A 24005-nucleotide genomic window follows, 5' to 3' on the forward strand; every position below is an offset into this window, starting at 1 on the left:
AAAAAAATAACAATTTATGCTATAATTACAGATGTATAATAAATAGGAGGATATTTTATGAAGAATAAGATATTAATTTCACTTTTATCTCTTGGGACTGTATTAATGTCAGCACCAAAAATAAATAATATAGAAATTAGCAATTTAAAAAATTTGCCTGAAGAAATGGTTAGAGAGTTATTGCCAGTTAAAGAGGGTATAGAATATACAAATAAACATTTAAGTGATATATACTTAGCATTAGTTAGAACAGGATTTATACAAAATGTTAATGTTTATCCTACAGAAGATGGGGAAAATGTTAAATTAAAAATAGTAGTAGATGAAGTTCCTAATGCAGATAAAATACTTCAAAATATGCAGGAAATAGAAAAATTAAAGAAAAAAACAGAATTTAAAATTGGAGAAATAATTGTTAAAGGAACTGAGCAAGATATACAACCTTTAATAGACAAAACAGGTCTTCAAAAAGGTGAATATTTCACTCCTTATGATGCAAAATTATTAGAAAACTTAATATTATCATCTGGATATTTTGGTGCAACTGAAATAAAAGTTTTTAGAACTTCTGATGAAAAAGTTATAAATGTAGAAGTAGAGGTATTAGAAAATCCAACAATTAAATCAATTAATATTAAAGGTTCGAGTATATTAACTGAAGAACAGTTAAAAGAAATTTCAGGATTAAGAGTAGGAGATATATTAAATGGAAGATTACTTACTTTAGAAGAATCTCCAATAATTAAAGCTTATTCTGAAAATGGATTTTTATGGGTAGGATTTAAAGATGTAACAGTTACAAAAGATGGAGATGTAACTATAGAATTACTTGAGGGTAAAATTAAAAATATAGTTTATGAAAAAAAAGGTAACGTTAAAGAAAATGAAAGAATTAGCGAAAAAGATTATAAATTAAAAACACAACCACATATTTTTAGCAGAAATACTTATGTTAAAAAAGGTGAAATATTAAATCAAAAAGAATTAGAACTTACATTAAGAGAACTATTTAGAACAGGGTTATTTTCATCACTTTCACATGAAATTGTTAAAAGTTCAGAAAATCCTGAAGATTTAATTTTAAAAATTATAGTTGTTGAAAGACCAACTACAGGTATAAGTGCAAATATTTCTTATTCAACAGAGGATAGTTTATCAGGATCATTAAAATTAGAAGATACTAACTTCTTAGGAAGAGAACAAACTTTTTCATTAACTGGAGAAGCAGGAGTTAAAGGTAACTATAACTTTGCATTTAATTTCAAAGATCCATGGATTAAAGGAACAGATAGATTACTTGCTGGAGGATCAATATTCTTTAGAAAGACTTCAATTAGGGCTAAAGATTTAGATGGGTATAAAAAAGATGCAAATAATTCGGCAGGCAATGAATCAGATATTATTGAAAAAAATTTAACAAAACCTACAGATAAATCATATATATTTGGTATTAATGGTCAACTAGGTAAAGGATTAACAAAAGATCTTTATCTTTCTGTATCACCTAAATTATTAAATGTATATGCTAAAAATAAAGGAACTAACGTAGCGACTCAAGTGTATGAGGACTATACTTTACTATCATTAGGAACAGACTTGATTTATGATACTAGAGATGATAGAAATACACCTAAAAGAGGATTTTATGCTGATTTATTCTTTGAGGGTGGATATATAGTTAGGGATAAGTCTTTAATTGATGAGAAACAAAATGATGGTAGTATTAAATTTAAAGAAAAAAATAATAGTTCAAGTTCAGGAGGAAATAGTTCAGGTGGAAGCTCTGGAGGAGGGTCTGGTTCTGGCTCAGGTTCTGGAGGAAGTTCAACTCCTACGCCTGCCCCTACTCCTGCTCCAAAAGAATATGAAAAGAAAAAACCTAGACCATATTTTACAACATCTCTTGATTTAAGAGCATTTCATCCAGTGTATAAGGATAAGAACTCTATGGCATATAGATTACTTGCAAGTTACTCGCATGCTAATACTCCAAATGGACAATTAATTACTGTTGGAGATGGTGTAACTCTTAGAGGATTACAAGCACCAATAACTGGGAACCAATATGCTGTTACATTTACTGCTGAAAATAGAACATATATTAATGACTATATACAAGCAGTAGTATTTTATGATGCAGGTATAGCACAAAAGGATAAGAGTGGTAATGTTAACCCTAAATTTATGAATAATATAGGTTTAGGTGCAAGAATAAATACACCTATAGGGGTAGTAAGACTTGATTATGCTTGGGACTTAGATAGAACAAGTAAATCAAAGGGTAAATTTAATTTTGGATTTGGACAAACGTTCTAAATAAAATGGACTAGTACTACTAGTCCTCTTTGTTATTTAAAAAGTGAGGATAATATGAGAAAGTTTTTAGTATTTTTATGTTTATTTTTATTTACAATATCATGTACTTCAAGAAGTGAAAAAGTTGTTGAAAACTTTATGAAAGATTTTAAAGAATTTAATATTGAGGAAACTAAAAAATATGTAAATAACCCAGAACTAATAGATAGTTTAAATCTTAGTTTTAAAAATGAATCTCAAGTAGTATTTTTTAATGCACTATTTGCAAATATTAAATATGAAGTACAAAATAGAACTAGAAGAGAAGATGGAAGTGAAGTTGTAAATGTTAAGGTATCAAATATAGATGTTAAAAAAACATTTGAATTAGCATATAAGCAGATTTTCAAGAAAACTTTTCTTGGTGAAAATGATGTTAAAATTAAAGATGAGTTTATAGAATTAATGACTTCACAAAATATACCTAAGCTTACAATAATTAGTCAATTTTTAATGGTTAATGAGGGAAGAAATAGAAAAATTCTTCTAAGAAAAGAAAATATAGATGATATTTTAGGAAGATATTTTACTACTTTAAATAGTATAAATTTAAATATACAACAAGGAGAATAAATGTTATTAAGAGGAATAAGTAAAAGTGTAAAATTTGTAATAATAGATAGTACTGAATTAGTAAAAGAAGTAATAAATAGAACCAATCTTGATATTCTTTATTCAAAAGATGTTTCTAAATTAACAACTATGGGAGCAATACTTGCTCAAAGTATTAAATCAAATAATACTAAAATGTCTTTATCATTAAAAAGTGAGGGTGCATTAAAAAATATAATAGTTAAATCTACTATAAATTCAAATATTGCAGTCAAGGTAGATATAGATAATGAAAAACATGAAAGATTATTAAATGCAATAAATACTAATAATGAAAAAGAAATTAATATGTTATACAATCTTACAGGAGCTAAGTTACAAATAATGGTTGATTATGGACTTAAAAATCCATATTCATCAGTGTTTCTAGTTAAAGATAATTTACTAGAATTATCACTTAATGAATATTATGAAATGTCAGAACAAACAAAAACTATATTAATTTGTTCAACTAAATATGATGAGAATTTAAATGTAGAAAAATCTTCTGGTTTAATGATACAATTACTTCCTGACGGAGATGAAAACGTAATGTTTTGGTTAGCAAATAAGATTGAAAGACTATTAAGTGTTACAGATATGCTTAAAAACAATTTTAGTTTAGAAAGAATAGCACATTTAATATTTGAAAATGATGAGGAAATATTTGCTAATGAAAAGTTATACAAAGGGCTACCTTATGATAAGTTACCTATGATAGAAGATATTGAAATATTAAGTATAAATGATATAAAATATGAATGTGATTGCAATAAAGAATATATGAAAAGAGCTTTAGATATTTCACTTTCTAATGAAGATAAAGAAGAAATACTAAAAGAAGATGGATTTATAGAAATAGAATGCAGTTTTTGTGGAGAAAAATATAGATTTGAAAAAATTTAAGGAGGGGGATTATGGATAATTTTCTATATGCAAAATTAAATAATGAGTATATATTTAAAATTTGTGGTAAAGCAACTATGAAAAATTCAAAAATATTTTCAGATTTTGTAGATGATAAAATAAGTGAAGCTGAGGGTATTTCTTTTGACATGTATGAAACTACATATATGGATTCTACATTTTTAGGTCTTGTAGCTAAATACTCTATAGATGTTAAAATGAATAAGGGTAAAAATTTAGTTATACTAAATCCTAGTGAAGAAGCATATACATTTTTAAAACAAACAGGTATAATTAAATTCGTTGAATTAATAACTAAAGAAGATTTAAATATTAATACATCTTCAATATATGGTAGTGATTTTTCAAATAATAATGAAAAAAGTAAATATATATTAGAAATGCACGAGATATTAATGAAATTAAATGAAGAAAATGAGAAAGTATTTAAACCAGTGGTAGATGCTATGAAAAAGGTGATAAAATAATGAGAATAGGTGTAATTTATGGTGGTATTTCTACTGAAAGAGAAGTATCTATAAATACAGGTAAACAAATAATTGCTAATTTAGATAAAGAAAAATATGAAGTAGTAGAAATAGAAATAGTAAAAAAAGAAGATATATTTAAAATTGTAAATTTAAATCTTGATTTTGCATATATAGCTTTACATGGAGAATTTGGAGAAAGTGGAGATGTACAAGCTATACTTGAAACAGCTGGTATAAAATATTCTGGTAGTGGAATACTTTCAAGTGCTATATGTATGGATAAGGATATAACAAAGGTATTGGTTAAAAATGCTGGTGTAAGAGTAATAAATGGAATATGTATAAAAAAAGGAGAAAATATTAAATTTTCTGATTTAAATTTAGGAGAAAAAGTCATACTTAAACCTAATCGTGGTGGCTCTAGTATAGGTATATATTTTGCAACTAATGATGATGAATTAAAAAATGGACTTAATGAAATATTTAAATTAGGAGAAGAGGAAGTACTTATAGAAGAAATGAAAAAAGGTATAGAAATTTCAGTACCTATTATAGCTGGAAAAGTTTTTCCTACTTTATTAATAGAACCATTAAAAGATACTTTCTTTGATTATACATCAAAATATGAAAATGGTGGAGCTAAAGAATATGTACACTTTTTTGAAGAAGATTTACAAAATGAAATAAATGATTTTACAATTCGTGCATATAAGGCGGTTAAATGTAAAGGATTTGCAAGAATAGACTATATTTTAGTGGATAATAAAGCATATTTCTTAGAAGTAAATACACTTCCTGGTATGACTAAAAATTCTTTACTTCCAAAATCAACTCTGTATGCAGGTTATTCTTATTCTGAAACTTTAGATTTATTAATAAAGGAGTCTATAAAATAATGATGGGGAAAAGAGAAAAATTGAATTTAAAGATATTCTTAATGATTTTAACTATATATCTAATAGCATGTATATATATTAAAATGGATTATAGGATACAATATTTAGTAGCATTTATAATAGTAAATACAGTTAGAAAGTCTTCTAAAGCAAGAATGGCATTTAAATCAGGAGATGTTACTATGATGTTTGAGGGTAAAATGGGATTTAACCCTATAAATCATATAGGTATAGCTGATATGTTAATACTTGGTACATTGATACTATTTAACTCCCCTATAATATTTGGTCAAGGGAGGAATCTTGATATAAAGTACAGACTATTTAAAGATTATAGAAAAGGTATGTTAAAAGTTGGATTTGCCTCTATATTTTCAACGTTATTAGTAATGGTAACAACAGGTATATTATTTAAATATCATGTAAATATATTTTCATTATTGAATATAAGTAGGAATAGTTACCTATTTTTAAACTTATTTACTTTATTTAATTATACATATATAGTATCTGCATCTATAGTATTATTTAATCTTTTACCACTTCCTGGATTTGATATGTTTGATATTGTGTATTCATATGCTGATGATGATTTAAGAACAATATTATTTAATATGAATAAATATAGTTTTGTATTTTTAATATTGATAATATATATAGTATTAAATACTAGAATATTTTCTTCAATAATATATGATTTATTAAGGCTTATACAATGAATACAGTAGCAAAAGAAACAATGATAGAGTTTATAGAAAAGAAATCAAAGTTTATAGGATATATTAAACCTGTAACAACAGTAAAAGAAGCAGAAGAATATATAGATAAAATAAGTGAAAAACACTTTGATGCTACTCATAATGTATATGTATATAAAGTGGTTGAGAATAATAAAGAATATTTTAAATTTAATGATAATGGAGAACCCTTAAATACTGCTGGGAAACCTATGGCAGAAATAATACTTAGATTAGGTGTTTCTAATTTAGTTATAGTAGCAACTAGATATTTTGGTGGAATTAAACTAGGGGCTGGTGGTTTGATTAGAAATTATGCAAAAACTGCAAAACTTGCAATAAATGAGTCAGGTATAGTAAAATATATATTGAAAAAAGAGATTTTAATTGATTTTGATTATTCAAAGTCAACAGAAGTTGAAACGATAATTGATAAAAATAAGATAGAGATATTAGATAAGGTATATAATGAAAGAATAATGATGAAATTAAATGTTTCAGAAGATGAGTTATATAAAATCAAAGAAATACAAGGAATAATCTTAATAGAAACATGAAAGAGGTGATAATATGATAGTCGCAATAGTTGGAAGACCAAATGTTGGAAAATCGACACTTTTTAATAAATTGATAGGCGATAGATTATCTATAGTTAAAGATGAAATTGGAGTTACAAGAGATAGATTATATAGAGAAACTGAATGGTCTGGTAAGAAATTTTTATTAGTAGATACAGGGGGATTAGAACCTCGTAGTAATGACTTTATGATGAATAAAATTAAAGACCAAGCAAGAGTTGCTATAGATGAGGCAGATTCTATCATATTTTTAGTTGATGGTAAGGCAGGAATTACTGCGATAGATGAAGATATAGCTAAAATACTTAGAAAAGAAGATAAAAAAGTTATAGTTGCAGTTAATAAGATAGATAACTATATTAAAGATAAAGATGCTATGTATGAATTTTATGGACTAGGATTTGAAGATGTAGTACCTATATCTGCTGAACATAAAGTTAATTTAGGAGATTTATTAGATTTAGCCGTAGAAAAATTTCCAGTGGTTAATAAAGATGAAGAACCAGGATTATCTATAGCAGTACTTGGAAGACCTAATGCTGGTAAGTCATCTTTTGTTAATAAAATACTTAATAAGGAAAGATCTATAGTTAGTGATATTGCTGGAACTACAAGAGATTCTATAGATTCAAGTTTTAACTATAACGGAGAAAAGTATACTATAATAGATACGGCTGGTATAAGAAGAAAATCTAAGGTTGAAGATGATATAGAATATTATTCTGTATTAAGAGCAGTTAAAGCTATACAAAGAGCAAATGTTTGTGTACTTATGCTTGATGCTACAGAATTACTAACAGAGCAAGATAAAAGAATTGCTGGGTTAATATTTGAGGAGAAAAAGCCATTAATTATTGCAATTAATAAATGGGATTTAATAGAGAAGAATAATAAGACAGTTAAGGAATATGTTGACCTTGTTAGAGCAGATATGCCTTTCTTAGATTATGCTCCAGTAGTTACAATTTCAGCTCTTACTGGAAAAAGAACTATAAATATTATAGACCAAGTTAAAATGATAGATGAAGAATATAATAAGAAGATATCTACTGGTCTTTTAAATCAAGTATTAGAAGAAATGATAGCTAAAAATCCTGTTCCTACTAGAAAAGGTAGAGCTGTTAAAATAAATTATGGAACACAAATTGGTGTGGCACCACCAAAATTTGTATTTTTCTCTAATAATCCAGATTTAATACATTTTTCATATAAGAGATATATAGAAAATAATTTAAGAGAATATTTTGGGTTTGAGGGATCGCCTATAGAGATAATATTTAATAAAAAAAATACAGGATATGGAGAATAAAGCTTAACGATTTGTTAAGCTTTTTTGGCATTAAAATTATATATATTTGATGAAATATGAGAAATTAAATATTAAAACTAAATATATGTATTGACAATTAGCTTTTTTTAAGGTAAAAATTATTATATTGTTATATTTTTTAGGAGGATTGAGAAATTATGAATAAAGTTGTTTTTGGGTTTTTAGCACTTACTACAATTGCATCGTTTTCAAGCACTAGTGGAAATTTTGAAGTTGAGGGAAATGTTAAATTTGGAAAGGGAGTAAATGTAGGGTTAGATAAAAAGGTTAAATTAGGAATTTATTTGGACTCAAGAAAAGACTTATATGGATTTTCTCATTCTGTAGTAAAAACTGATGATGCTTTAAAAGTTGAAAATTTAAATTTTAAATATTTAGTAGGATTAAGTTTTCAAAAAAAATTAGGTGATAAAACAGATATAGGTGTTTACGGAGCATATAAGCATCTTTTAAAAATAGATGCAAAAGAAGATGAAAGTTTTAAAGATGAATTAGTAAAACATTTATCATCTAAGAATAAATATAGAGATGACTTTAATTTTTTCCAAAAAACTGATACTTTAAATAGACTGGGATATAAAAGTGAAGAAAAGAAAAATATCATAGTAGGTATTCATGGGAATACACGTATTAAAAGAACTGACATATATGCTAGTGGAAGTTATGTAACTGATAGATTTAAGAAGAATACAGATAGACTTTATACTTATTTTGAAACTAATACTATGCTTGATTTAGGTTTCTTTAATACTAAGTTTGTATATGATTTAAATAGTGAAGAACAACAAAAAACAAAAGTAATACATAAAAATAGTAAAGATGAAACAATAAATGTAGCTAAAAACGGTGGAGCTTTGAATATAGATCTTAAATTTTCTAGTTCAAGAATTTTACCAGACACTTTTTTCTATAATCAAGTTAAACTTGATTTAAAATCAGGATTTAAGGCAACAGATAAAGGAGAAAGATTTTTAGAATTTGAACAAAAAAACTATTTCAAATATACAGGAATTAAAAATCTTACAGTAGTTGGTAAATTAGATTATGAATTAAAACATTCAGTGTATGATAAAACGTCTACTAAGCCTGGCAATGGAAGTAGTAATACAACAAATATAATGACAGAAAACAAACATACAGTTAGAATAACAGGTAATGGAGATTATGTTGTAGATAAATACAGATTATTTGGAGAATTTTCTACATCAAATAGTATTTCTATGTCTAAATCTAACTTTATAAACCATACTTATGATTTAAAAGGTATATTTGAATACAATCTTTTAAATAACTTTAAATTAATAACAGATGCAAGTTATAAAACATATATTACGGCTTTTTCTAATAATAGTGATGCTACTTTAAGAATGGGATATAAGTCTAGTGGAAGAAAAGGACGTATGATTTATGATAGTAAGAGTAATGTAGCTTATAGAATGTTTGGACTTTCTAAAAATGATGTAACTAATTCAATATTTTCTTTAAGTGAAAATAAACTATCATATTTAAGTAGAGGATTTAAAGTAGAGGCTAATTTAAATATTGCATCAGAATATGAAATGGTTACTAAAGAACAAAAAGCTGATAAGAAAAAAGCGTCATTAGAATCAGAGGCAATGCCACAAGCTGCTGCAAAAGCTGCAAAACCAAAAACATCTAAACCAAAAGCAGCAAAACCTTCAAAACCTACTACTCCAACAATTAATAAAAGTAATAATTTACTATTATTCGTAAATCCTGGATTTAAAATGTCATATAAAAAAGGTAAGGTATACTTAGGAACAGATGTGCAGTTTGTATATTCAAAAGATATATTTGAAAGTAACAATAAAAATAAATATGGACTAATGAGTAAAAATGAGATTAAATATAGTGTGAAAGATAATGTAACATTACTTTTAGGAGTAGATTTAGATTATAGAGAAAATAAATTATCATTTGACCACATGAAAAACTTTACTGATTATGTAGATAATTTAGGATTTAATCAATATAAGTACTATAAATATAGAACAACAGATAAGAGTAGTACTAAATATGAATATAATGATGCTAAAAAATTAAAGGTTGAAGATCAACCTAAAAAAGATAGAGAAGTTAAAGCTAAAGTTAGTTTAGGAACTGAATTTAAACTTGTAGAAAATAGATTAACATTTAAACCAACAACATCATTTACTTATGTATATGAAAAAGATAGCAGTTCTTCAGTTGAAAATAAATATATAGGAAATGTAGGACTAAATATTTCATATAATTGGTAATTAGGAGGAAGAGAGAAAAAATGAAAAAAATATTACTAACACTTGCCACAATTATGACTATTGGATATGCAGAAAGTATTCCTGAAATACAAGGTAGAGGATTACAATCACCACTTTTAGATAAAATGGTAAGTAATGTAGAGGGTATAGTTACATACAAAGTTAATGATAAATACAATAAAGGTATGTATATACAAAGTGAAAAACCAGATAATGACCCTAATACTTCTGAGGGAATTTTTGTAGAGTATAAGGGAGTGGATAAAATTTCTGTAGGAGATTTAGTTGTAGTTTCAGGAAAAGTAGGAGAAAAACAATTTGCTAGATTTGATAAAACTAAATTAACAGTAACTACAATATTTGCAAATAATTTAGAAGTTATAGATGTTAATTTAAAACCTATGATAACTGAAATATATGGTAATGAAATACCAATGAATGTTTCAGATGAAAATGTTTTAAGCATTGATAGAAATGCTTCAGCTATGGATTTTTATGAATCTTTAGAGGGTATGGTAGTAAAAATTAAAAATCCATATATTACAGGGCATAAAGAAGAATATGGAGATATATTTGTAATACCTAAACTTGCAAGAGATAAGGCAGTGCTTACAGAAAATGGTGGAGTATTGTATGATAAATATGGTAATGAAAAAAATCATGTATTAAATGTTACGGCTTCTGGAAGTAAATACTGGAAGAATAAACATTTTATAAGAGATTTCACACCAAATCCTGGAGATAAATTCAAGGGAGATATAGTTGGTATATTAACTAATGATAATTATAACGATATTAAAATATTACCTATAGAAGAATTACCAGAAATTGATAATATTGGAGCAAAAACTGATGTTTTAGAGTTTAATCATAGGGAAGATATGATTAATATTGCATCATATAATGTGGAAAATTATGCTCATGTTGTAAGTCCTGAAAGAACTGTACAGTTTGCAAAACAAGTTAAGGATAAATTAAATACACCAGATATTATTACTCTTATAGAAGTTGGAGATGATGATGGGCCTGCAACAAGTAATGTTGTAAGTTCAGAAAAAAATGGTCAAGCTCTTATAGATGCTATTAAAGATGAAACTAATATAGAATATGGATATTTAGCAGTTGATCCAGAATATGGAAAAGATGGTGGTATGCCGTCTATGAATATACGTAATGCTATATTATATAGAAAAGATAGAGTTAAATTAATTGAAACAAGTAAAAGTACAGCATATGATAATACTAAAGTAATATTAGATGAAAATGGTAAGGCTAAATTAAAATATAACCCGGGAAGAATAGGTCTTGATGCAGATTACTTTATTGCTACAAGAAAACCTTTAGTTGCCTTATTTGATGTAAATGGTAAACATCTATATATTGTAGGGGTTCACTTAAGTTCAAAAAGAGGGGATGACCCTATATATGGACCACAACAACCACCTATAAGAAGATCTGAAGTTAATAGAAATAAACAAGGTACATATATTAACAACTTTGTAAAAGATATTTTATCTAAGGATAAAGGTGCAACTGTTGTTGTAATGGGAGATATTAATGATTATGATTTCTCTGTAACTTCTAAGAATATTAGAGGGAACGAACTTATAGATGTTATGGGAGAACTTGCACCTAATAAGAGATATTCATATGTATATGGTGGTATGTCTCAAGTGCTTGATAATATGTTTATTAATAAAGAATATAGTGGAAACGTAAATGTAGATGTAATAAGAATAAATCCTGAATTTACTAAATCACAAGGTGCATTTAGTGATCATGATCCAGTATTTATACAATTTAAACTTAAATAAAGATTGAAAGGTGCAGTTTTATAACTGCACTTTAATATTAAAATGGAAATATAAAGATAAATTTATTATGTGTATTTATAAGGATTAACTTTTATGTTATATAGGAATTAATCCTTTTTATTTTACATATATTATAGAAAAAAAGTTTTAAATATGTTAAAATAAAATAAAATGTTTAGGGAGCAAGTATGAGCTTAGAAAGATTATATCAATTAACAATAATGGAATATAATAAAAGAGATGATTTGAAAGGTGAAATAGAAAATGCAACTGATGTTGAAAGAGGTCATAATCCATCTTGTGGTGATGATTTGTCTATAATCTTAAAAGTTGAGAAAGATAAGATAGTAGATGCTTCTTTTTTAGGTAATGGTTGTGCTATTTCTACTGCATCTTCTGCAATGCTTGTTGAATTAATTAAAGGTGAATATATTAGCAAAGTTAAAGAAATATTAAATGTATTCTTTAAGGTTATGAAAGGTGAAAAAGTAAGTGATTTTGAAAAAGATATATTAGGAGAGGCAAAACTTTTAGAAATAACTAAAGATATGCCTGCTAGGATTAAATGTTCAACTCTTGCTTGGCATAGTTTAAAAGTTATATTAGAAAAATACTAGGAGATAGATATGGGAAAATTAATAATAATAGAGGGAACTGATGGAAGTGGAAAACAAACACAGACACAGAAACTATATAATAGATTAGCTGATAATGGAATTAATGTAAAGAAAATATCATTCCCTAACTATAGTTCTGATGCTTCTGCTTTAGTAAAAATGTATTTATCAGGTGAATTTGGTTCTAAACCCACAGATGTTAATGCGTATACTGCATCGACATTTTATGGTGTAGATAGATATGCGTCATATAAAACAGATTGGGAAAAAGATTATTTATCAGATAATGTCATAATTAGTGATAGATATACAGGTTCTAATATGATACATCATGGTTCTAAAATAGATGATGCAGAAGAAAAAGAAAAATATTTAAATTGGTTAGAAGATTTAGAATTTAATAAATTTGGATTGCCAAGACCTGATATAACAATATTTTTAAATGTTCCTATAGAATATACATTTAAATTAATGGAAGATAGAAATAATAAATTTACTGGAGATAGTAAAAAAGATATACATGAAAATGATAGAGAATATTTAAAAAAATCATACTATAACGCTTTAAATATAGCAAAAGAAAAAAAATGGAAAATAATAAATTGTGTAGTTGATGATAAAATGTTGGCTATTGATGATATACACGAGCTAATATATTGTGAAGTAAAGGAGCTTTTATGAAATTTGAAACTTTAAGAGGAATGAAAGATATGTTTTCACAAGAAGCTGAAAAATATAATTTTATTGTAAATACAGCTAAGAAAATTTTTGATAAATATGGATATACAAATATTATTACTCCAATATTAGAAGAAACAGAGCTTTTTAAAAGAGCAGTTGGAGATGAAACAGATGTTGTTTCAAAAGAAATGTATACTTTTATGGATAAGGGAGATAGAAGTATAACTATGCGTCCTGAGGGAACAGCTGGTGTTGTAAGGGCATATTTAAATGCAGGTTTTCATAAAAGTAGTCCTAATGTAAAATGGTACTATTATGGACCTATGTATAGATATGAAGCACCACAAAAAGGAAGATATAGAGAATTTCATCAATTTGGTGTTGAATCCTTTGGTATAAGAAGTGCTTTTTTAGATGCAGAATTAATAACTATGGCATGTGAATTTTTAAATAATTTAGGTATTAATGACTTATTTGTTGAATTAAATTCACTTGGTTCTGTAGAATCAAGAATAGTATATATTAAAGAGTTAAAAAAATATTTATTAGATAATATAGATAAATTAAGCGATGATTCAAAGATAAGGGCAGAAAAAAACCCATTAAGAGTATTTGATTCAAAAGATGAGGGAGATCAAAAAGTTTTACTAAAAGCTCCTAAATTACATGATTTTTTTGATGAAGAAAGTAAGATGTTTTTTGAAGAATTAAAATATAATTTAGATAAATTCAATATTAAATATATTGTAAATCCAGCACTTGTTAGAGGACTTGACTATTATTCAGATACAGTATTTGAAATTAAATCAAATAAACTTGGTTCACAATCTACTATTCTTGGTGGTGGAAGATATGATAAATTAACAGAAATTTTAGCTGGAGTTAAAGTTCCAGCAGTTGGTTTTGCAGCAGGTATAGAAAGATTGTCAATGATAATGGATGAAACATTGTTATCAAAAAATGAGAATAAGGTATTTATTGCATATTTTGAAGAAACTAAAAAATATCTATTTGATATTATTAGAAAACTTAGAGAAAATGATATTAATATAGAATTTGACTATGTTGTTAAAGGCTTTTCAGCACAAATGAAAAAAGCTAATAAAGTTGGAGCAAACTATGTATTAATATTAGGTGAAAATGAATTAAATTCTGGAAAAATAACTTTTAAAGATTTCAAAACAGGAAATCAAGAAGAAATAACAATAGATGAGATAATAGAAAGGATAAAACATGTATAGAAGTCATAAGTTAAATGAGTTAAGAATAGAAAATGTTAATGAAAAGGTAATTTTATCTGGTTGGATTGATAAAGTTAGAGATTTAGGACATTTTGCTTTCATAGACTTAAGAGATAGATATGGTATTACACAAATATTAATTAATGAGAATTCTCCAGTTGAATTACAAGAATTAGTAAAAAAGCTTAAAAATGAGTTTGTAATACAAGTAAAAGGTAAAGTACTTGAAAGAAGTTCAAAGAATGCTAATATTGAAACAGGAGATATAGAAGTATTAGCAGAAGAATTAACTATACTTTCTTCATCTAAACAATTACCTTTTGAGTTATCTGAAACTAGTATAAATGAAAATTTAAGATTGACATATAGATATTTAGATATTAGAAGAAAAAAAGTATTAGAAAATCTTAAAAAGAGAAATCAAATGCTATTTTCTATTAGAGAATTTATGAATAATGAGGGATTTTTAGATGTAGACACTCCTATATTAGGTAAGGCTACACCAGAGGGAGCTCGTGATTTCATAGTTCCAAGTAGAATACAAAAAGGAGATTTTTATGCACTACCTCAATCTCCACAACTTTTCAAACAAACTTTAATGGTTGCTGGAATAGATAAATACTATCAAATTGCTAAATGCTTTAGAGATGAAGATTTAAGAGCAGATAGACAACCTGAATTTACACAACTTGACTTAGAAATGTCATTTATACACCAAGAAGATATATTAAACTTAGTTGAAAGATTAGCTAAAAAAGTGTTTACTGATGTTACTGGTGAAGTTCAAGATATGCCATTTGAAAGAATTAGTTATGATTATGCAATGAATAATTATGGTTCAGATAAACCTGATTTAAGATTTGGAATGAAAATACAAGATATATCAGATATTGTAAAAAATAGTGGATTTTCAGTATTTGATGATGCAATATCAAATGGTGGTAGTGTAAGAGCTATAGTAAGTGAAGATAAAGAATTTTCAAGAAAAAAAATTAAGGATTTAGAAGATTTTGTTAAGATATATTATAGAGCTAAAGGTCTTGCATATATTAAAAAACTTGATGATGGAAGTATAAATTCGCCTATAGCTAAATTTTTTGATGAAGAAACACTTAATGCTTTAGTTGAAAAATTAGAATTAAAGAATAATGAAATAGCTTTTATACTTGCAGATAAAAATAAGGTAGTATTAGATGGACTTGGAGCAATTAGATTAAAATTAGGTGAAGAATTAGGATTAATAGATAAAGATAAATTTAAATTTGTTTGGGTATTAGATTTCCCTATGTTTGAATATTCAGAAGAAGAAAAAAGATATCAAGCAGCACATCACCCTTTTACTTCAATTAAAAAAGAACATATTAAGTATTTAGAAACTAAAGAATATGATAAGATATTATCAGAATCATATGATTTAGTGTTAAATGGTTATGAAATTGGTGGTGGATCTATTAGAATACATGATTCAGAATTACAATCTAAGGTATTTGATGAACTAGGACTTTCAAAAGAAGAACAAATAGATAAATTTGGATTTTTCTTAGAAACATTAAGTTATGGAGTACCACCACATGGTGGTCTTGCTTTTGGGCTTGATAGATGGTTAATGGCAATGTTAAAAGAAAATTCAATAAAAGAAGTAATACCTTTTCCTAAAACTAATAAAGGGCAGGATTTATTAACAGGAGCACCTGCTGATGTAGATAATAATCAACTTGAAAATGATTTAAGATTAAAAAGGATATGTATAGAATAAAATTGGTTTTTTAACCAATTTTATTGCTGTTGAAAGGAAAGTTATGAGGTATGAATATAAGGTATTATTAATACTTTTATTAACCAATAAAATTGTTTTTTCAAATTTAGCTAGACATGATATGAATTGGGAAGATTATGAAGATTTTGCAATGAATAGAGGTAAATACTCCATAGGTAGACAAGGTGTTAAGGTTTATAAAAAAGATGGAACTTTGTCTGGTACAATAGAACAACCTATGCCCAATTTTGATAGCGTGGTTGATACAGGAAATTTTGCTTTATGGGGAGATTCTCAAATTTTATCAGGAGCATATCATGTTGAGCCTCCCAGTAAATTTACTTTTTCAAAAAGACATTTTAGAAATGATGTAGAACTCTTTGAGGGCTATAAAGATTTATCTTTAGATCAAAAGTATGAAAAATTTTCTGAAAATATTGATTTAGATTATAGACAACAAATTGAGAAAGATTATACATTATTAAGAACTGATAGAATAGCTTTTGATGCTTATGTTCCAGAAGCAGTGACTAAAGAACAGTGGAATAAAATTAAACAAGGTGATTTAGTAGCAAGAGTTGGTAGGGGGTTAAATAGAGTAGCTGAAGATTATAGAGTAGAAAAAGATGCAGAAAATAAAGACCACCATTTTGCTGGAGGATTAAATAAAATAATTGATAGAAGAAAATATGGATTAGATCAAAATGTACAAATAGGTTTAGAAAAAGAGGCTAAAACTCCTCTTGATTCAGGAGCTAAAAAAGGGGATAGTGGTTCGCCACTTTTTTGGTGGGATGAAGAAAAGAAAAAATGGTTTATGGCAGGAAGTCTTAGTAGTGGAGATGCAATAGATGGATATGGTAGAAAACAATATTTCTTAGGTAATGTTTCTGCATATGAGGATTTTAAAGAAAAAATAACAGATAAAGAGATTACTACAGAAACAAATGTTGAATTTAATAATGGTAAATTAAAAGTTGATAATGAAGAAAGAGAATTTAAGTCTAAAGAAAAAGTAGATATAGTTAATGGTAGTAATAAGACTAAAAATCAAATATTTAATAAAAAAGATTTAGTAGTCAAGGTAGAGGGAAATACAAATACTCATGCAGCAAGATTAGAATTTAAACAAGATACAACTTTAGAAGGCAGTGGAACATTAAAAACTGCCGGTTTTGTCGTACATAAAAATGTTACTTTAAAGTATAGTTTAAATTTTGGAGAAAATAATGTAGTTAGAAAAATAGGTGAGGGTAAGCTAATTATTAACTCTAAAGGTCCTAATTATGGAGAATTAAATTTAGGTGGTGGAGAAACAGAACTTCAAAATACTGATGGTGTTGCTGCATCAGTAATTAGATTAGCACAAGGAGCTAAATTAACAATAAATAGAGCAGATCAACTTAATGAAAATAATGTTAGATTTGGTCATAGGGGTGGGACTTTAAATTTAAATGGAGAAAGTTTAGAATTTAAAGATATTTATCATATGGATAAAGATGCTAAAATAGCAAATGATAAAAATGATAAAAAATCAACATTTACATTTAAACCCAGTAAGGGCAAAAGAGTATTTTTGGGTAGTTTTAAGGGTAATTTAGATTTAGTGTATAAGGGTGCTGAAGATAAAAGTGAATGGTCAATAAGAAGTGAAGATACAGATATTAAAGGAGATTTTAATATTGAAAATGGTCATGCAAAAATTGAGGGAGATAATGTTATACATGGTTCTGATAACACAACTTCTGAAAACACTATAATTCATAAAGATGAATATAGAGAAACTAAATTTAAATCTGCAAATATTAATATTAAAAGTTCATCAACATTATCAGTTGGTAGAGCAACTAAGGTTGAATCAAATATTAATGTTGAAGAAAATGCTACATTAGAAATGAATTTATCAGGAGAAGTTGTAGAAAGACCTACTCCATATGAGGGAGCTAAGACAGAAAAAGAAATTAATGAGACTATAATTAAGGGAAAGATTGATTTTAAAGGTAAAAGTAATACTGATACTAAAAATGTTTCTAATTACAACTTTAAGGCAAATATTGAAAATAATCATTCATCTGTAATAGAATCAGAACTTAAAGGTGAAATTAATGCTAAAAAAGAGGGTTCTGGACTACTTTATTTAAAAAATGAAAATAATTCAGAATTAAAAGGAAATATTGAAGTTAGTGCAGGAAAATTAAAAATTAAAAAGGCAGAAACTTTAGGTGGTAGTAAAACATTAATAAAAAATAATGCTATACTTGAAGTAGAAAATGGTACTGATTTAAATACTATACTTGATAAGATAAATAAAAGTTCAGAAGGGACTTTAAATTTAAATGATAATATTTCAAAAATTGATAGTAAGTATAAAGATTATTCCAAACTATATTTAGGAGCTACTAAAGATATTAGTATAAATGATATATCTTCTGATATTGGAACTTTAAATTTAGATGCTAATAATATAACAATGACTTTAAAAGGTATTAATAATGCAACAAAACTATCTAAAGTAAATATAGGAAATGGGATAAATAAAGGGACTGTAGATATATTTAGTGAAGATAATAAAAAAATAAATGCAGAGTTTAGTATTAAAAAAAATTCAACTTTAAATTTTTCAAATGATGTAGAAGTAAAATCAATTGAAAATTCAGGGGATATTTCATTAAAAGATAAAAGTTTAAAAATAGGTGAATATAAATCAAATAATGGTAAAATTAATATACATCTAACTGGAAATAATAAAAAACTTCTTGAAATAGAAAAAGCAGATAAAGATGTAGATGCTTCACTTAAACTTGAACAAAATTTAATAGATAAAATAGTTGATAATAATGAAAAATTAGATATAGCTAAAATTAAAGAACATAAACTTAATATCTTAAATCTTAAAGATTATGATAGTGTATACAGGCTTGGAGTAGAAAAAGGTGAAAATGATACTTTCAGACTATATTCTACAATTAAAGGAGATGTAATAAATAATTTATCTATATTTAATGAGTTAGATTTAATTAATAATATTAATAATGAATTTAAATATAGAAATATTATTGAAGCTAATTATGTAAGCTATAATAAAATAGATAAAAATTATATAAAACTTAATAATGTAGAATATATGAATAAACTTCATTCTAATGGAGTAGAAGTTAATTTTGAAAAAGCTAATGATATGGATACATTTATATTTTCAGGTGGATTTAATTTTAAAGTATTGGGAAGTAGGTTAATTACCAATATTAAAGAAAAAGAATCAATTAATCAAACATTTGTATATGTAGGTACAGTACCTAAATTAGGTATAAAGTATAAGTTTTTTGATGTTAATTTTGGATTAGGATTAAATGCAATAGTTACGAATAATTATGAAAGAAAAGATTTATTAATATATTTGAATAATTCATTGACCGTAGGTATAAATCCTAAATTTAAGATAAGTGATGATATTGAAATAAGATATTTAAATAAAGTTGGATATAGACTAAATTCTATGTTAAATAAAACTATTAAAGATTCAGTAGATAATTATGAAGTATTACACAAAAAACCTATTAGTATATATTATGAAACAGGACTTAAATTAGAGCATAAATATGTGGATTTCTTTGCTAAGACTAATTTAGAGTATAATTGGTCTAGTTATGAAATTTCTAAAAAGGGTAAAAGTATAGATAATAGCTTCAAAGATGATTGGAGAATTAATATAACTACAGGGTTTGAGTTTAAACCAACAGATAAGGTATTTCTAAATTTAGAACTTGATGCAAATGTATATCAAAAATCATATGGTAGATATATATTTAAATTAGGTACAGGGTATAATTGGTAGGACAAGGAATATTTAATATGACTCATGAATTTTTTGAGAAGTATTTAAATATCTGAAAGGATAATTATGAATGATAAACATAAATTATTATTACTACTTTTATTAACTAAATCAATTAGTTTTTCAAATTTAGGTAGACATGATATAGACTGGATAAATAATTATGAAGACTTTGCAATGAATAGAGGTAAATATTCTATAGGGCAAAAAAATGTAATAGTATATAAAAAAGATGGAACTAAATCAGGGACAATAGAACAACCTATACCAAATTTTGATGGTGTTGTTGATAGAGGGAATTTTGCATTATGGGGAGATTCTCAAATATTAAGTGGAGTAAGACATATTAAAAGTCCAGAAAATTTTACTTTTTCCAAAAGGCATATAAGAGATGATGTAGAACTTTATGAGGGATATATTAATTCAAGTGAAGAAGATAAGTATAATAAGTTTTCTGAAAAAGTAAAAGGATATTATAGATTAAATATTGGTAGTGATTATTCATTAACTAGGACTGATAAAGTAGCTTTTGATGCCTATGTTCCAGAGGGAATAACAAAAGAAGATTGGGAAAGAATTAAACCTGAAGATGTTATAGCAAGAGTTGGTGCAGGATATAATAGAATGGCTATTGGTACTAATAAAGAAGCTAATGCTGCACCACATAGGCAACTTTCTGGTGGATTAAATAAGATTGTAGCAAAATGGCAAGAAGGTAAAAACAATATTAATAAGATTATATATTTAACCATAGAAAAAAAGGCAAAAACACCTCTTGATTCAGGAACTAAACCTGGAGATAGTGGTTCTCCTCTTTTTTTGTGGGATAAAGAAAATAAAAAATGGTTAATAGCCTCAAGTAATAGTGCTGGAACTGGATTAGGTTATGGTAAAAGTTCTTATCTTTTAAGTAATCCAGAGATATATAAGAAATGGAAAGAATCTTTAACAGATAAAGAAATTACTAATGAAAGTGATGTTAAATTTGAAAATGGAACTTTAAAAGTTGGAAGTGAAAGTAGAGAATTTAAAGATACTAATAAATCTCAAAAAGAGATAAATGGTTATGTAAATTCATTAAGCGATAAAATAGATGAAAAAGTTAGTAAGTATAAAAATCAAATTTTTAATAAAAAAGATTTATCAGTTGAAGTAACAGGAAAAACAAATACAGGTCCTGCAAGACTTGAATTTAAACAAGATACAACTTTGAAAGGCAGTGGAACATTAGAAACTGCTGGTTTTGTCGTGCATAAAGGTGCAACTTTAAAGTATGAATTAAAAATTGATAAAGGAAATACAGTTAGAAAAATAGGTGAGGGGAAATTAGTTATTAAAAGTACCAGTAATAATGAGGGAGATTTAAATTTAGGTGGTGGAGAAACAGTACTTGAAAATACTAATGGTTATGCTGCTGCAAATATTAGATTGGCACAAGGTGCAAAACTTACAATAACTGGAGAAAATCAAATAAAAGATAATAATGTTATATTTGGTCATAGAGGTGGTACCTTAAATTTAAATGGAAATAATTTAGAATTTAAAGATATTTATCATATGGATAAAGATGCTAAAATAGTAAATGAAAATGGAAATAAAAATGGAAGTAAAGACGGTAAAAAATCAACATTTACATTTAAACCTGGTAATGGTAAAAGAGTATTTTTAGGAAGTTTTAGAGGTAATTTAGATTTGAATTACAAGCCTACTAATGAAGAGTCTGAATGGTCTTTAAGAGGGGAATACACAGATATTACTGGTAAATTTGATATTGATAAAGGTATTGTAAAGATTGAGGGAGATAATGTTGTACATGGGTATAAGAATGTTATATACAAAGATGAGTATAAAGAGGCTAAATTTAAATCTGAAAGTATTAATATTAAAAATTCTTCAATATTATCAATTAATAGAGCAGTAAAAATGGAATCTAATATTAATGTTAAGGATAATTCAATTTTGGAATTAAATTTATTAGGTACAGTAAGAAATATTCCTATGCCATATACTAATGCAAAAACCCAAAAAGAGATTAATCAAACCTTAATTAAGGGGAATATTAATTTTAATTCTAGTGCTACAACTAATTTTAAGGCAAATGTTGAGAATAATAATGAGGCTGTAGTAGAGGCTAAGCTTACAGGAGAAATTAAGGCAATAAAAAATGGTAAAGGTTTACTTTATTTAAAAAATGAGGATAATTCAGAATTAAAAGGTAATATTGAAGTTAATGAAGGAAGATTAAAAGTTGTTAAAGAAAAAACTTTAGGAAATAGTAAAACATTACTTAAAGATAGTTCTGTACTTGAGGTAGAAAATAATAATTCTGACATAAGTGATTTACTTGATAAAATAGATAAAGGCTCAAAAGGTGTTTTAAGTTTAGGAAAAAGTATTTCAAGTATTGATAAGAAATATAGTGATTATTCCAATTTGTATTTAGGTAGTAGTAAGGATATTACTATAGGAGATAAAAATACTGTTATAGATTCTAGTATTAAAACTTTAAATTTAGGTGGAGATAGTGGAACTATAACTTTAAAAGGACTTGATAATTCAAACTCATTATCTAAGGTAAATATAGGGAATGGGATAAGTAAATCAAATGTAATAATAGATAGTAGTAATAGTAAGAAAATAGAATCAAATATTAATATTTCAAAAAATTCAACTGTAGATTTTTCAGATGGTACTGATTTAAAATCTGTTGAAAATTCAGGAACTATTAATCTTTTTGATAAAAATTTAAAAATAAATAAGTATACTTCAAATAAGGGTAAGTTTGATATTCAATTAAATGAAATGAATAAGAAATTACTTGAAATTGAAGATACAGATAAAAATGTAGATGTTTCAGTTAAGGTTAAAAAAGATTTAATTGATAGATTAATCTATAAAAATGAAAAATTGAATATTGCAAAAGTTAAAAAACATGATGTTAATATTTTAAATATTAGACAGTATGATGGTGTTTATGAATTTAACACAGAAAAAGATGAAAATAATATTGTAAAATTATATGCCACAGTTAAAAGTGAGATATTAAATAAATTGTATGTATTTAATGAAATAGATTTGATTAACAATATTGGAAGTGAATTAAAATATAGAAATGTTATTGAAGCTAATTATGTAAATTACAATAAAATAGATAAAAATAGTTCAAAAATGAATCATACGGAGTATAAGAATAGAACTTTTACTAATGGAGTAGAGATTAATTTTGAAAAAGCTAATAATTTAGGAGAATTTAAAATTTCAGGTGGATTTAATTTTAATGTAATGGCAAATAATTTAACAACTGAAATTAAAAATAAGGAAACAGTTAAAAGTAGTTTTGCATCAATGGCAATAATTCCTAGAGTGGGTGTAAAATATGGTCTTTTTGATATTAATTTAGGACTTGGATTAAACACTGTATTTATGAATAATGCAGAAAAAGATATTTTAGCATATATAAATAATTCATTAAGTTTAGGAATAAATCCAAAGTTTAAAGTAAGTAATGATGTTAATATAAAATATTTAAATAGAATAGGATATAGAGTAAATGCACTATTAAATGAAACTATTTCTAAAAATGCAGTAGAAAATCATACAATATTGCATAAAAAACCAATTAACGTATATTATGAAACAGGAATTAAATTGGAACATAAATATGTTGATTTCTTTACTAAGGCTAATTTTGAATATAATTGGTCAAATTATGAAATTTATAACAAAGGTCAAAAAATAAACAATAGTTTTAAAGATGATTGGAGAATTAATATAAAGACTGGGTTTGAATTTAAACCAATTGAACAAATGTTTATAAATCTAAATTTTAATGCAAATGTTTATCAAAAATCATATGGTCAATATATATTTAAATTAGGTACAGGGTATAGTTGGGGATAAAGGTAAATAAGATAAG

General features: G+C 25.9%; 16 protein-coding genes. All 16 read left to right on the forward strand.

All coding sequences use genetic code 11. The annotated features are described in order from the left end of the window. The first annotated feature begins 57 nt into the window (after positions 1-57). The 16 genes from BT993_RS01045 (at position 58) to BT993_RS01120 (ending at position 23989) form a co-directional block, all read left to right on the forward strand. Entirely contained in the window at positions 58-2316 is a 2259-nt protein-coding gene (locus BT993_RS01045) for a BamA/OMP85 family outer membrane protein (RefSeq protein WP_072592827.1), read from the forward strand. Between the two features lie 54 nt (positions 2317-2370). Continuing rightward, on the forward strand, positions 2371-2928 hold the full coding sequence (locus BT993_RS01050; RefSeq protein WP_072592828.1) for a hypothetical protein: 558 nt from the start codon (positions 2371-2373) through the stop codon (positions 2926-2928). Then, entirely contained in the window at positions 2929-3852 is a 924-nt protein-coding gene (locus tag BT993_RS01055) for an Hsp33 family molecular chaperone HslO (protein ID WP_072592829.1), read from the forward strand. Positions 3853-3863: 11 nt separating this feature from the next. Beyond that, positions 3864-4340, forward strand: a complete 477-nt coding sequence (locus BT993_RS01060) for an STAS domain-containing protein (protein ID WP_072592830.1) — start codon at positions 3864-3866, stop codon at positions 4338-4340. Beyond that, positions 4340-5239, forward strand: coding sequence for a D-alanine--D-alanine ligase (locus BT993_RS01065; RefSeq protein ID WP_072592831.1), 900 nt, complete (start codon positions 4340-4342; stop codon positions 5237-5239). Before BT993_RS01060 ends, BT993_RS01065 begins: the two co-directional genes overlap by 1 nt. Continuing rightward, positions 5239-5958 carry a site-2 protease family protein gene (locus BT993_RS01070; protein ID WP_072592832.1) on the forward strand — a complete coding sequence of 240 codons (720 nt, stop codon included), beginning with the start codon at positions 5239-5241 and terminating at the stop codon, positions 5956-5958. The genes BT993_RS01065 and BT993_RS01070 overlap by 1 nt, the downstream gene beginning before the upstream one ends. Further along, positions 5955-6533 carry an IMPACT family protein gene (locus BT993_RS01075; protein ID WP_072592833.1) on the forward strand — a complete coding sequence of 193 codons (579 nt, stop codon included), beginning with the start codon at positions 5955-5957 and terminating at the stop codon, positions 6531-6533. Before BT993_RS01070 ends, BT993_RS01075 begins: the two co-directional genes overlap by 4 nt. Before the next feature lie 13 nt (positions 6534-6546). Next, positions 6547-7863 (forward strand): ribosome biogenesis GTPase Der, encoded by a 1317-nt coding sequence (der, locus tag BT993_RS01080; RefSeq protein ID WP_072592834.1) that lies wholly within the window; start codon positions 6547-6549, stop codon positions 7861-7863. 158 nt (positions 7864-8021) lie between these two features. Further along, positions 8022-10145, forward strand: a complete 2124-nt coding sequence (locus BT993_RS01085) for a hypothetical protein (RefSeq protein ID WP_072592835.1) — start codon at positions 8022-8024, stop codon at positions 10143-10145. A gap of 20 nt (positions 10146-10165) precedes the next feature. Continuing rightward, positions 10166-11959: an endonuclease/exonuclease/phosphatase family protein gene (locus BT993_RS01090; protein ID WP_072592836.1), complete on the forward strand. Its 1794-nt coding sequence runs from the start codon at positions 10166-10168 to the stop codon at positions 11957-11959. 188 nt (positions 11960-12147) lie between these two features. Further along, complete coding sequence (sufU, locus tag BT993_RS01095) at positions 12148-12576, forward strand: Fe-S cluster assembly sulfur transfer protein SufU (protein ID WP_072592837.1); 429 nt, start codon at positions 12148-12150, stop codon at positions 12574-12576. A 9-nt stretch (positions 12577-12585) separates the two neighbouring features. Beyond that, positions 12586-13257, forward strand: coding sequence for a dTMP kinase (locus BT993_RS01100; RefSeq protein ID WP_072592838.1), 672 nt, complete (start codon positions 12586-12588; stop codon positions 13255-13257). Beyond that, positions 13254-14498, forward strand: coding sequence for a histidine--tRNA ligase (gene hisS / locus BT993_RS01105; RefSeq protein WP_072592839.1), 1245 nt, complete (start codon positions 13254-13256; stop codon positions 14496-14498). The genes BT993_RS01100 and hisS overlap by 4 nt, the downstream gene beginning before the upstream one ends. After that, positions 14491-16254 carry an aspartate--tRNA ligase gene (gene aspS / locus BT993_RS01110; RefSeq protein WP_072592840.1) on the forward strand — a complete coding sequence of 588 codons (1764 nt, stop codon included), beginning with the start codon at positions 14491-14493 and terminating at the stop codon, positions 16252-16254. The genes hisS and aspS overlap by 8 nt, the downstream gene beginning before the upstream one ends. 43 nt (positions 16255-16297) lie before the next feature. After that, a complete protein-coding gene (locus BT993_RS01115; protein ID WP_072592841.1) occupies positions 16298-20089 on the forward strand; it encodes a S6 family peptidase in 3792 nt (1263 codons plus the stop codon). A gap of 66 nt (positions 20090-20155) precedes the next feature. Then, positions 20156-23989, forward strand: a complete 3834-nt coding sequence (locus tag BT993_RS01120) for a S6 family peptidase (RefSeq protein WP_072592842.1) — start codon at positions 20156-20158, stop codon at positions 23987-23989. Positions 23990-24005: the final 16 nt, after the last annotated feature.

It is taken from the genome of Streptobacillus ratti, assembly GCF_001891165.1.
In the GTDB taxonomy this organism is placed as follows: Bacteria; Fusobacteriota; Fusobacteriia; order Fusobacteriales; family Leptotrichiaceae; genus Streptobacillus; species Streptobacillus ratti.